This window comes from Prevotella sp. kh1p2 (genome assembly GCF_900111525.1).
Lineage (GTDB): Bacteria > Bacteroidota > Bacteroidia > Bacteroidales > Bacteroidaceae > Prevotella.
The window spans coordinates 46,154-58,403 of the sequence record NZ_FOHY01000013.1 but is presented as its reverse complement, the minus strand read 5'-3'; the positions used below and the strand labels follow the sequence as shown (position 1 = coordinate 58,403).

The 12,250-nt window shown below is 52.2% G+C and carries 9 protein-coding genes; 5 read left to right on the top strand and 4 right to left on the bottom strand.

The features are described 5' to 3' along the window. Nucleotides 1-88 precede the first annotated feature (88 nt). The 3 genes from BMW31_RS08920 (at nt 89) to BMW31_RS08910 (ending at nt 4,147) form a co-directional block, all read left to right on the top strand. Nucleotides 89-712, top strand: a complete 624-nt coding sequence (locus BMW31_RS08920) for a cytidylate kinase-like family protein (RefSeq protein ID WP_091824451.1) — start codon at nt 89-91, stop codon at nt 710-712. A 197-nt stretch (nt 713-909) separates the two neighbouring features. Then, a complete protein-coding gene (gene pheT, locus BMW31_RS08915; RefSeq protein ID WP_091824320.1) occupies nt 910-3,375 on the top strand; it encodes a phenylalanine--tRNA ligase subunit beta in 2,466 nt (821 codons plus the stop codon). A 40-nt stretch (nt 3,376-3,415) separates the two neighbouring features. Next, the gene (locus BMW31_RS08910) at nt 3,416-4,147 is read left to right on the top strand and encodes a YebC/PmpR family DNA-binding transcriptional regulator (protein WP_091824318.1); all 732 of its coding nucleotides are present in this window, start codon (nt 3,416-3,418) and stop codon (nt 4,145-4,147) included. A 121-nt stretch (nt 4,148-4,268) separates the two neighbouring features. Here BMW31_RS08910 and BMW31_RS08905 read toward each other — a convergent pair whose 3' ends face one another. After that, entirely contained in the window at nt 4,269-4,550 is a 282-nt protein-coding gene (locus BMW31_RS08905) for a hypothetical protein (protein WP_091824315.1), read from the bottom strand. A 196-nt stretch (nt 4,551-4,746) separates the two neighbouring features. On the opposite strand from BMW31_RS08905, the gene lepA reads away from it, so the two are divergent. Further along, nucleotides 4,747-6,528, top strand: coding sequence for a translation elongation factor 4 (lepA, locus tag BMW31_RS08900; RefSeq protein WP_091824312.1), 1,782 nt, complete (start codon nt 4,747-4,749; stop codon nt 6,526-6,528). 35 nt (nt 6,529-6,563) lie between these two features. Further along, nucleotides 6,564-7,163: a Crp/Fnr family transcriptional regulator gene (locus BMW31_RS08895; protein ID WP_091824309.1), complete on the top strand. Its 600-nt coding sequence runs from the start codon at nt 6,564-6,566 to the stop codon at nt 7,161-7,163. 235 nt (nt 7,164-7,398) lie between these two features. On the opposite strand, the gene BMW31_RS08890 is transcribed toward BMW31_RS08895, so the two are convergent. The 3 genes from BMW31_RS08890 to BMW31_RS08880 all read right to left on the bottom strand — a co-directional run bounded on the left by BMW31_RS08890 (nt 7,399) and on the right by BMW31_RS08880 (nt 12,240). Further along, on the bottom strand, nt 7,399-9,063 hold the full coding sequence (locus BMW31_RS08890) for an AMP-binding protein (protein ID WP_091824306.1): 1,665 nt from the start codon (nt 9,061-9,063) through the stop codon (nt 7,399-7,401). 74 nt (nt 9,064-9,137) lie between these two features. After that, nucleotides 9,138-10,808: an AMP-binding protein gene (locus tag BMW31_RS08885; RefSeq protein WP_091824302.1), complete on the bottom strand. Its 1,671-nt coding sequence runs from the start codon at nt 10,806-10,808 to the stop codon at nt 9,138-9,140. 184 nt (nt 10,809-10,992) lie between these two features. Further along, nucleotides 10,993-12,240: an ABC transporter permease gene (locus tag BMW31_RS08880; RefSeq protein WP_091824298.1), complete on the bottom strand. Its 1,248-nt coding sequence runs from the start codon at nt 12,238-12,240 to the stop codon at nt 10,993-10,995. Between the last annotated feature and the right edge of the window lie 10 nt (nt 12,241-12,250).

Here is a 12,250-nt window from a genome sequence, read left to right as displayed (position 1 = left end):
GCCGTTTTGCCGGAATTTTATTATATTTGCCCTGTAAAGATACTTGCTTCGGGTATCGGGAATATACGAAACTTTAACCCACAAAGCCATGAACAGGAACGAAAAATTTGTGATTACCATCAACCGCCAGTTCGGTACGGGCGGCCACGAGATAGGCGCCGAGATGGCCCGACGCCTCGACGTGAAGCTGATAGACAAGCAGATACTGGCTGCAGTGGCCGGACAGTTCAACCTGACCGAGGAGGAAGCCCAGCGGTTGGAGGCCCGCCGGCCTGCGTGGTGGGACGACTTCTCGAAGTTCTACCAGAACTTCATCAGTGCCAACGAGTACACTGTGAAGCCCCGCGACATCACATCGCGGCAGCTGTTCTTTGCCCAGGCGGCCGCCATGAAGAAGATTGCAGCCCAGGAGAGCTGCATTGTCATAGGCCGGTGCGGGTTCGACGTGTTCCGCGACTATCCCAACAAGCTGCGCATCTTCCTGCACTCGGAGCGCGAAACGCGCGTGCGCCGCATCATGCAGCGCTACCACGTGGACGAGGAGAAGGCCCGCCTGCTGATAGAGGACAATGACTATACGCGCGAGGTTTATACCAAGACCTTCACGCATCACGACTGGTACGACGCCCGCAACTATGATCTCACGCTCGACGTGACGCGCTTTGGCGTGAACGGTGCGGTGGATTTCCTGATGAAGTTCATTGACGAATGAGCGGCGCGAGGCCGTACTTGCTGAACCCGGAAACGCGAACGGTTCTCGTCCGGCAGTGGTGGGCATAGCCTGCTGACACTGCCGGGCGCGGGTGGATTGCTGTTTCGTTTTCTGCATTTTTTCATTTTCATTTGCTTTTAGTTGGTGATTTTTTTGTAATTTTGCAGTGTTTTTGAGTATATATAAAAATCATCATAATGAACATTTCTTATAAATGGCTTAAAGAGTACGTTGATTTCGACCTCACGCCGCAGCAAACGGCGGATGCGCTGACGTCGGTCGGTCTCGAAGTCGACGCCCTCGAAGAAGTCCAATCCGTAAGAGGTGGCCTGAAGGGGCTCTACGTGGGCAAGGTTCTTACCTGCGAGGCACATCCCGATTCGGACCATCTGCACGTAACAACCGTTGACCTTGGCAAGGGCGAAGCCCAGCAGATAGTGTGCGGTGCGCCCAATGTGGCAGCCGGACAGAAGGTTATCGTGGCCGATGTGGGCTGCGTGTTGTACGACGGCGACAAGGAGTTCACCATCAAGAAGTCGCGCCTACGCGGCGTCGACAGCTTCGGTATGATTTGTGCCGAGGATGAGATTGGCGTGGGTACCGACCATAGCGGTATCATCGTACTGCCCGACGACGCCGTTGTAGGCACGCCGGCAGCTGAATACTACCATCTGGAAAGCGACTGGGTGATAGAGATTGACATCACTGCCAACCGCGCCGATGCCCTCTCGCACTATGGCGTGGCGCGCGACCTATATGCCTGGCTCGTGCAGAACGGCTATCAGACAAGTCTGCATAGGCCCGGATGTGAGGACTTCAGCGTGGACAATGAGGAACTGCCCATTGACGTGGAGATAGAAGCAACGGATGCCTGCAAGCGCTACGCCTGCGTGAGCATCAGCGACTGCGAGGTTAAGGAGAGCCCTAAGTGGCTGCAGGAGAAGCTGCGCGTTATCGGCCTCAGGCCCATTAACAATATCGTGGACATTACCAACTACATCATGATGGCCTACGGACAGCCCATGCACTGCTTCGATGCCGACATGGTTACGGGCCGCAAAATCGTGGTGCGCACGCAGCCCGAGGGTACGAAGTTCGTTACGCTCGACGGCGAGGAGCACCTCCTCGGCGAGCATGACCTGAGCATCTGTAACGCCAACGAGCCCATGTGCATTGCCGGTATATTCGGCGGCAAGGGCTCGGGAACGTACGAGACTACGCGCAACGTGGTGCTGGAGAGTGCCTACTTTCATCCCACATGGATACGTAAGAGTGCGCGGCGCCACGGCCTTTCGACCGATGCAAGCTACCGTTTCGAGCGCGGTATAGACCCTAACGGCATTATCTATGCCCTCAAGCAGGCCGCTATTCTCTGCAAGCAGTTGGCCGGCGGCAAGGTGAGCATGCAGATAAAGGATGTATATCCCAGTCCGATGGCTGATTTCCGGGTGCCGCTCAGCTATGCTTACTGCGACAGTCTGATAGGCAAGGCCATCGGCCATGATGTCATTAAGCGCATTGTAACCAGCCTGGAGATGAAGGTGGTAAGCGAGACCAATGGAGGCCTGGAGCTTGATGTGCCGGCTTACCGCGTGGATGTTCAGCGTCCGTGCGACGTGGTTGAAGACATTCTCCGCATCTACGGCTACAACTCGGTGGAGATACCAACGCAGCTGAAGAGCTCGCTCACCGTCCAGGGTGACGACGACGTGAAGCACGAGTTGGAAAATCTCATCGGCGAACAGCTGGTGGGCTGCGGCTTCAACGAGATACTGAATAACTCGCTCACCAAGACTTCGTACTATCAACAGGGACTGAACAAGTACACCGAAGACACCACCGTGAAGGTGTTCAATCCGCTAAGCGCCGACTTGGGCGTGATGAGACAGACGCTGCTTTTTGGCGGATTGGAGAGCATCAACCGCAATGCCAACCGCAAGAATGCCAACTTACGCTTCTTTGAATTCGGCAACTGCTACCATTATGACCCGGAGAAGAAGAACCCGGAGAACCCTGTCAAGGCTTACACCGAGGATTATCACCTCGGCCTCTGGCTGACAGGCAAGCGCGTGGAAGGTTCCTGGGCGCATCCTGATGAGTCCAGCTCGTTCTACGAACTCAAGGCTTACGTGCAGAATATACTGACCCGTCTGGGTGTTCCTGCCGGCACTGTGACTTCTGGGCCCAGCGATAACGACATCTTTGCCAAGGGCATCACGCTCAAGAACCGTGGCGGAAAGGTGGTTGCGGAGCTCGGAATACTGTCGCACAAGCTGCAGAAGGCGGCCGACATAGCCAACGAAGTGTACTTTGCCGAGCTTAACTGGACGGCGCTGATGAAGATTATCCGCAACAACAAACTGGAGTTCCGTGAAATCAGTAAGTATCCGGCCGTGAGCCGCGATTTAGCTTTGCTCGTTTCCAAAGACGTGGAGTTTGCCGAAATAGAACAGATAGCACGCCAGACCGAGAAGAAGTTACTCAAGAGTGTTGAGCTGTTTGATGTCTACGAAGGCAAAAATCTACCGGCCGAAAAGAAGAGCTACGCCGTTAACTTTGTACTGGAGGACGACAGCAAGACGCTGAATGACAAGGCGATAGATGCCATCATGCAGAAGCTGATTCATCAGCTCACAACCAAGCTAAACGCCGAACTGAGATAAGAACAGAATACAACTAAAATAAACATTAATAGTTATTCCAATGGGAAGAGCATTTGAATATCGTAAGGCTACTAAGCTGAAAAGATGGGGTCACATGGCCCGCACATTTACAAAATTAGGCAAGGAGATTGCCATTGCCGTAAAGTCAGGAGGTCCGGAGCCGGAGAACAATCCGCGGCTGCGTGCCATCATAGCGACCTGTAAGCGTGAGAACATGCCGAAGGATAATATCCAACGCGCCATCAAGAACGCAATGGGCAAGGACACCAGCGAGTATAAGGAAGTGCCGTACGAGGGATATGGCCCTCACGGAATTGCCGTTTTCGTGGATGCACTGACCGACAACACTACTCGTACCGTTGCCGACGTGCGCTCGGTGTTTAACAAGTTCAACGGTAACCTGGGCACACAGGGGTCGCTCAGCTTCCTGTTCGACCACAAGTGCGTGTTCAGTTTCAAGACAAAAGACGGTCTGGACATGGACGAACTGATACTTGAACTCATCGACTACGGCGTAGACGACGAGTATGATACGGACGAGGAAGAAGGCGAAATCACCATTTACGGCGAACCAACCAGCTTTGGCGACATCCAGAAATACTTGGAAGACAACGGCTTCGAGATAACGAGCGCCGAGTTTACCCGTATTCCGAACGACCTGAAAGACGTAACTCCGGAAGAGCGGGAGACAATAGACAAGATGGTGGAGCGGCTGGAAGACTTCGACGATGTGCAGAACGTATATACCAATATGAAGCCTGCCGACGAGTAAACGGAAGATGACGGAGGTGGTTCATTCCTCACTTTGAGAGGATGAAATCAACAGAACAGAAAGAGAAAGAGCCGGAACAAACCTCCGGCTCTTTTTTGTTTTGCGGACAGGATGTCTGCGTTTACTGATAGTCTTTTTGTGTAACGGTGGTCTCCAGCAGCTTGCGGCCCTTGTCCTTCTGCGAGAAGTAGGTTGTTGTAAAGCTGTAGCCGGCCTCCTTATAGGCTTTCTTGCTCACGTCCTCCCTGATGGAATGAATCATCTGATGCCTGTATTCATCCGCTTTCTCGGCCAGAGTGGCAGCGTCGTCTGCCTTTCCGCTCAGCGTATAATAGTAGTGGAAGGTGGTAGTAGACTTGTCAAAAACCACGCTGTCGTAGCTCACCATGTCGCTCACACGCATGGGACAGTTTCTTTTCGTAAACTCAGTTGCTTCTTTTTGAGCCCGTTCCTGCAGGTTTTGATGACAAGACGAAAGGGCTAACACCGATAATAAAAGTACGATACTTTTTTTCATCATTCACCTTATTTTTATGCAAAGATACGAAGAATGTGGGAATTTTTAACTACCTTTGCGCAAAAAGAACGCAAAAAGATATATGGATCATATAAGAAATTTCTGTATTATCGCCCATATAGATCATGGTAAGTCAACCCTTGCCGACCGTTTGCTGGAGTACACCAAGACCATTCAGATAACCGAAGGGCAGATGCTCGACAACATGGATTTGGAGCGCGAGCGGGGCATTACCATCAAGAGCCATGCCATACAGATGGAATATACGCATCAAGAACAGAAGTATATTCTCAATCTGATAGACACTCCGGGCCATGTGGACTTTTCTTACGAGGTGAGCCGAAGCATCGCCGCGTGCGAGGGAGCACTGCTGGTAGTGGATGCCACGCAAGGAGTGCAGGCCCAGACCATATCGAATTTGTATATGGCCATAGACCATAATCTGGAAATTATACCCGTTATCAACAAGATTGACATGCCCAGCGCCATGCCCGATGAGGTGGAGGACGAAATCGTGGAGCTGCTTGGATGCGAACCGGAGGACATTATCCGCGCCTCGGGCAAGACAGGCGAGGGTGTTGCCGAGATACTGGAGGCTGTTGTAAATAGAATTCCGGCTCCCAAAGGTGACCCCCAGGCGCCGCTGCAAGCCCTCATATTCGATTCCATTTTCAACAGCTTTCGCGGCATCATCACCCTGTGCAAGGTCGAGAACGGTTCCATCAAGAAGGGCGACAAGGTAAAGTTCTACAATACGGGAATGGAGTACGATGCCGACGAAGTTGGCGTGCTGAAGATGGACATGCTGCCGCGTAGCAAGCTGAAGACCGGCGAAGTGGGCTACATCATCAGCGGTATAAAGGATGCCAAGGAAGTTAAAGTGGGCGACACGATAACCGAGGTGGCCCGTCCTTGCGCCAATGCCATTGCCGGTTTCCAGGAAGTAAAGCCGATGGTGTTTGCCGGCGTTTATCCCATTGACCCCACCGACTACGAGAACCTGCGTGCCAGTTTGGAGAAACTCCAGCTCAACGACGCCTCGCTTACGTTCCAGCCGGAGTCTTCGGTGGCGCTTGGGTTCGGTTTCCGCTGCGGTTTCCTGGGCCTGCTCCACATGGAGATTGTGCAGGAACGCTTGGACCGCGAATTCAACATGGATGTCATCACCACCGTACCCAACGTGTCCTACATGGTCTACGACAAGCACGGCAACGCCAAAGAGGTGCATAATCCCTCCGGATTGCCCGAACAAACGATGATTGAACACATCGAGGAACCCTACATCCGCGCGTCTATTATAACGGATTCCAGTTTTATCGGGCCCATCATGAAGCTCTGTCTCGACAAGCGAGGCGAGCTAATCAATCAGGAATACGTGAGCGGCAACCGTGTGGAACTGCACTTCATGCTGCCTCTGGGCGAGATAGTAATCGACTTCTATGACAAACTCAAATCCATCAGCAAGGGCTACGCGTCGTTCGATTACCATGTAGACAGTTTCCGCCCATCCAAACTCGCCAAGCTCGACATCCTGCTTAACGGCGAGCCGGTAGATGCTCTTTCTACCTTGACCCACGAAGCCAACGCAGTGAGCATGGGCAGGCGAATGTGCGAAAAGCTGAAGGAACTCATCCCCCGGCAGCAGTTCGACATCGCCATTCAGGCCGCCATCGGAGCCAAGATTGTTGCCCGCGAAACGGTGAAGCAAGTTCGCAAGGACGTTACTGCCAAGTGTTATGGCGGCGACGTGAGCCGAAAACGAAAGCTCTTGGAGAAGCAGAAGAAAGGCAAAAAGCGCATGAAGCAGATTGGCAACGTGCAAGTGCCGCAGAAAGCCTTCTTGGCCGTGTTGAAGTTAGATTAAGAGAAAGAGAATATTATAAGGGAGGTTACAATCGTATGAACGAAACAATGAACACGCCGCGAGACGTTGCGAGAGAATTGGCACGTAAGTACAGTACAATGACTCTTGAAGAGCTGGATACGCTGGAAAGCATTCTGGTTCCGATGAAGTTTGCCAAGGGCGAGCTTATTCTTCGTGAAGGAGAGGTTTGCCGTGACATCATGTACGTTTGCAGAGGACTGATAAGACAGTTCTATTACAAGAACGGCAAGGAACTGACTGAGCACATGTCCGTAGAAGGCGGAATAGTGATGTGCATAGAGAGCCTCTTCCGCCAGGAGCCAACCCGCCTGCAGGTGGAGGCCTTGGAGCCTACGCTGGTTTACTCCATGCCCATGAAGAAACTTGAGGAGGTGGCTCTGCATAATGTAAACATTCAGATGATGTATCGTAAGATACTGGAAGAGAGCCTGATACTGTCGCAGGTACATGCCGACTTGGTGCGTTTTGAGACGGCGCAGGACAGATACAAGAAGATGTGCAAGCTCATGCCACAGGTCGTACTGCGTGCTCCGCTGGTGTACGTGGCCAGTTATCTGCAGATGACTCCGGAGACGCTGTCGCGCGTACGCACTGCAGAACTCAAGGAAGACTAATTGTCTACCGATGCTGCAGTCTTAGACTTTGCCACTTACAACAAATGAAAAAAGCGATTGGACGCCCAATCGCTTTTTCTTTTTCACCTGCTTTTTACGTTCCGGAGCGTGTTTCTTCGGTAGCCAAAACAGCCAAGTTGGAACTTTTGACATTTGTCGCATAATCATTCGACACCTGTCACACAATCGTGCGACAAGTGTCGAAAGTTGCCGAAGCATATCTTCAAGCAGCTGATTATTGTGTATAGAGGAACCGTTTAATAGACTTCTTCGGCGTTTTCTCAAACTCCTCCTCGTGTATGTTGATGGCAGAGAGCTTGCAGTATGCCGGCAGCTGAGCGTTGAGTTCCTCCCGGTTGTGCTCCATGATGTTGGCCAGGTCGGTGTCGTTGAAGCCCATCGCCTGGGCTTCTTCAAAGTCCGGATAAACCAGCCCAATGAGTTTGTCGCCGTCCTGTATCACCACGCTCTCCGTTACCAGTGTCATGGAGTTGAGCTTGTCTTCTATCTCTTCGGGATAGATGTTCTGCCCGTTTGAGCCCAGGAGCATGTTCTTGGAGCGGCCCTTGATGAATACGTTGCCCTCCTCGTCCATAGTTCCCAGGTCGCCCGTGTGGAACCAGCCGTCGCTGTCAATGGCTTCTTGGGTTGCTTCCTCGTTTTTGTAGTAGCCCAACATTACGTTCGGGCCCTTGGTCAGTATCTCGCCGGGCACGTTGACGGGGTCGGTGCTCATAATCTTGACCTGCTGGTGCAGGGCTGCCCGGCCGCAACTGCCTTTTTTAAAGGTTGCGTAGTCGGCGTAACAGATGATGGGCGCGCACTCTGTAGCTCCGTATCCCACGGTGTATCTGAAGTTAATCTTGTGCAGGAAGTCCTCTACCTCTTGGTTGAAGGCTGCTCCGCCTATGATTACTTCGTAGAAGTTGTTGCCGAAAGCCTCGCTAACCTGCTCGCATATTTTCTCGTTTACCTTCTTGCTGATAACCGGCATGTTGAGCAGCAGGCGCATCTTGTGGTTCTGCACCTTTGGGAGCACTTTCTTCTTGATAATTTTCTCGATGATGAGCGGCACGGAGATGATGATGCGCGGCTTGATGTCGGCAAAGGCTTGGGCAATAATGGCCGGGCTGGGCACGCGCGTAAGGTAGAAGACGTGGCACCCCTTGAGGAATTCGAAGATGAATTCAAAGGACATGCCGTACATGTGCGCCATGGGCAGAATGCTGATGACGTTGTCTCCGGGCTTAAGTTCAGGCCCCAGAACATGCTGGGCAAAGTCGGCATTGCTCCACAGCGCGCGGTAAGGCAGCATCACTCCCTTGGAGAAACCCGTCGTGCCGCTGGTGTAGTTGATGAGCGCCAGCTCGTCTGGACTTTTCTCCCGATAGTAAACCACGTGCTCCTTACGGAAATATTTAGGGTATTTCTGGCCGAACATTTCGTTCAGGTGCTCGCGTGCATAGGTGAGTTTCTCCGAGCGGGAGAGCACGAGCGAGTAGTCGGGAATGTAGATGATGCCTTTCAGGTTGGGCATCTTGGTACCGTCAATCTCCGTGGCCACGATGTCTCCTACAAAGAGGAACTTGGCTTCGGAGTGGTTGACGATGTTGTGAATTTGGTCGGCTGTGAATTCGTGCAGGATGGGAACGGCAATGGCGCCGTAAGTAATGGTTGCCAGAAATGCGCAGGCCCACGAGGCGCTGTTGCGTCCGCAGAGGGCTATCTTGTCGCCTTTCTCCACACCACCGTTCTCGAACATGATGTGCAGTTTCTCTATCTTTCTGGCTACATCATGGTATTGGAGCGTGATGCCTTTGTAATCTGTCAGGGCATCTTGATCCCAATGGTCGATGATGCTCTTCTCTATTAGTTCGTTAAAACTTGGAATTTCTAACATGAGCAATTGGTTTGAACATTAAACATTGGCTGTGTCAGGTTCAATCTCTCTTCTTTTTCAGTTGGTGCCTTGGCTTATGCTTCGGCGTTCTGGTACAGGTATCGTTTGATTGACTTCTTGGGAGTCTTGGCAAACTCCTCGTCATGCAGCTGTATTTCGCTTAACTTGCAGAAAGGCGGCAGCACTTCGTTGAGCTGTTGCAGGTTCTGGTTCATGATGTCCTGCAGGTCGTCCGGCGTGAACCCCATGGACTGTGCTTCGTCCATATCGGGATGAACCAGCCCCACCAGCTTGTCTCCGCGCTGGATGATGAGGCTCTCGTTGACCATCATCATGGAGTTGAGCTTGTCTTCTATTTCCTCCGGATACACGTTCTGGCCGTTACTTCCCAAGAGCATATTCTTGATGCGGCCGCGGATAAACAGGTGTCCGGTGGCATCCATCGTACCCAGGTCGCCCGTGTGGAACCATCCTTCGTCGTCCAGAACGGCCTTGGTGGCTTCGTCGTTTTTGTAGTATCCCGTCATTACATTCAGTCCGCGGGTAACGATTTCGCCCGGAACATGCTCCGGATCGTTGCTCAGCACCTTGAGTTCCATGTGCTCTACCACGGTTCCGCAGCTGCCTGGAACAAAGTCCTTGTAGTCGCTGAATGATATCAGTGGCGCCGTCTCGGTAGTTCCGTAACCCACGGTAACGGGGAAGTTGATGTCGAGCAGGAAGTTTTCTATCTCTCTGCTCAGTCCTGCACCGCCCACGATAATCTCGTACATGTTGCCGCCGAAGACATCGAGTACCATCTGGTAGATGCGCTCCTTCACCTTATTCTTAATGACAGGCATGTTGAGCAACAGTTTGATTTTATTGTCTTGGATGAATGGGAAAACCCTTTTGCGGATAATCTTCTCGACTATCATCGGCACCGAAACAATGACAGACGGCTTGATATCGGCAAAAGCCTGTGCAATGACAGTAGGACTCGGCAGCCTTGTAAGGAAGAAGAGATGATTGCCCATGAGGAATTCGAGAATGAATTCTACCTGCAATCCGTACATGTGAGCCATGGGGAGGATGGCCAGCACGCTGCTGTCTTTCTTCACGTGTTTGCCCACCGCATTGTACAGGAAGTCGTAGTTGCTCCACATGGTGCGGTAGGGAAGCATCACGCCTTTGGAGAATCCCGTCGTTCCGCTGGTGTAGTTAATCATTGCCAGCTCCTCGGGAGAATCCTCGTAGTAGCCCACGTGCTCCGGCCGGAAATACTTCGGATACTTGTGACCGAACATTTCGTTCAGGTGTTCGCGGGCGTAGGAAAGCTTTTCTGTTCTGGAAACAATGACCGAATAATCAGGAATGTAGATGACGCCTTCCAGCTCCGGCATCTCTTCTGCATCTATGGTAGTGGCTACCACGTCGCCTACAAACAGCAGTTTGGATTCCGAATGGTTCACAATATTGTAAACCTGGTCGGGCGTAAATTCATGTTGAACGGGCACGACGATGGCTCCGTAGGTGATGGTTGCCAGGAAAGCACACGCCCAAGCAGCGCTGTTGCGACCGCAGAGGGCTATCTTGTCGCCCGGCTCTACGCCACTGTTTTCGAACAGGATATGCAGCTTCTCAATCTTTCTGGCTACATCGTGGTATTGCAGTGTTGCCCCTTTGTAGTCTGTCAGGGCATCTTTATTCCAATTATCCTTTATACAACGTTCAATGTAAGAGTTGAAACTGGGTATAGAAATCATTGCACAAATATTCAAATATTGTGCAAAGGTACTACGTTATATGCACATTTCCAAAATTAATGTGCACATTTTTAGACAAATACTAATCCTTTTCACTTTTGTTAATCTTTGGCACTAAGCCTGCAGTTGTGCAGTGGTCAAAAGGTCAGATGAAGTGTTCAAATCTTCCGACTTGCTTTTTCGGCTATTCGTACCGCATGGACTTGGCCGGATGGATGTGCGATATCAGATAGCTGGGGGCTATGAGCACGAAGACGCTGATGAGCAGTGTGGCGACGTTGAGGATAACGATGGCGGCGGGGTTGATTTCTACCGGCACCGTGCTCACGTAGTAAACGCTCTCGTCCAGCTTCACTATTCCCGTTAATTTCTGCAGCACCATGAGCCCTATACCCACTAGGTTGCCGATGAGCAGCCCCTTGCCGATGATGAAGACGGCAAACCACAGGAAGGTTCGGCGTATGGTCCCGTTGCGTGCGCCCATGGCCTTGAGCAGGCCAATCATGGTGGTACGCTCCAATATAATAATGAGTAGGCCCGACACCATCGTCACTCCGGCCACGGCCGTCATGAGTGCGAGGATAATCCACACGTTCATATCGAGCAGTCCGAGCCAGTGAAAAATGTTGGGATTGGCCTCCTGGATGGTGCGCGAAGAATAGGTTTCGCCGTACCGGTCGATGGTTCTGTTCACCTTGCTCACGATGATGTCTTCCACCTCCTGCAGCCGGCTGAAGTCCTTTACGGTCAGTTCGGCGCCCGAAGCCTGGTCTGCTTCCCACCCGTTCAGCTTCACGGCAGTGTATAAATCGGTATAACAGATGATGCGGTCGTACTGCGACAGGTTGGTCTGATAGATGCCCTGCACGGTAAATCTGCGGGCTCTCACGCCGTTCTGGTCAATGAAGTAGGCAAACAGCTTCTGCCCGGTCTTGAGCCTGAGCTTGTCGGCCATGGTTCTTGACACCAGTATCTTGTTGTGGCTGGCGGTGTCGGAAAACTTGGGGATGGAACCTTCCGTCATGTTCTGATGGATGAAGGTAGAGTCGAAATCGGGCCCTACGCCCTTGAAGACCACCCCCAGGAAGTCGGAATCCGTTTTCAGGATGCCCTGCTTGTTGGCAAATCGCTGCACGTGGGCCACGCCCGGTATGCTTTTCAGTACGTTCACCATAGAGTCGTCCATCTGTATGGGATACTGCTCGCTCGATTGCAGCGTCATGAAGTCTCCTACCTGTATGTGGCTCCCGAAGCCTATTACCTTGTCCTGGATGGTGTGCTTGAAGCCGAAGACTACGCCCACCGAGACCAGCATTACGGCCAGACCGATGGCAACGCCGGCGGTTGCTATCCGGATGGCCGGGCGCGAAACTTGGCGTTTCTCGTCGTTCTCGGCGTAGATTCTGCGTGCTATAAATAAAGGCAGGTTCATGCGGTGGTGT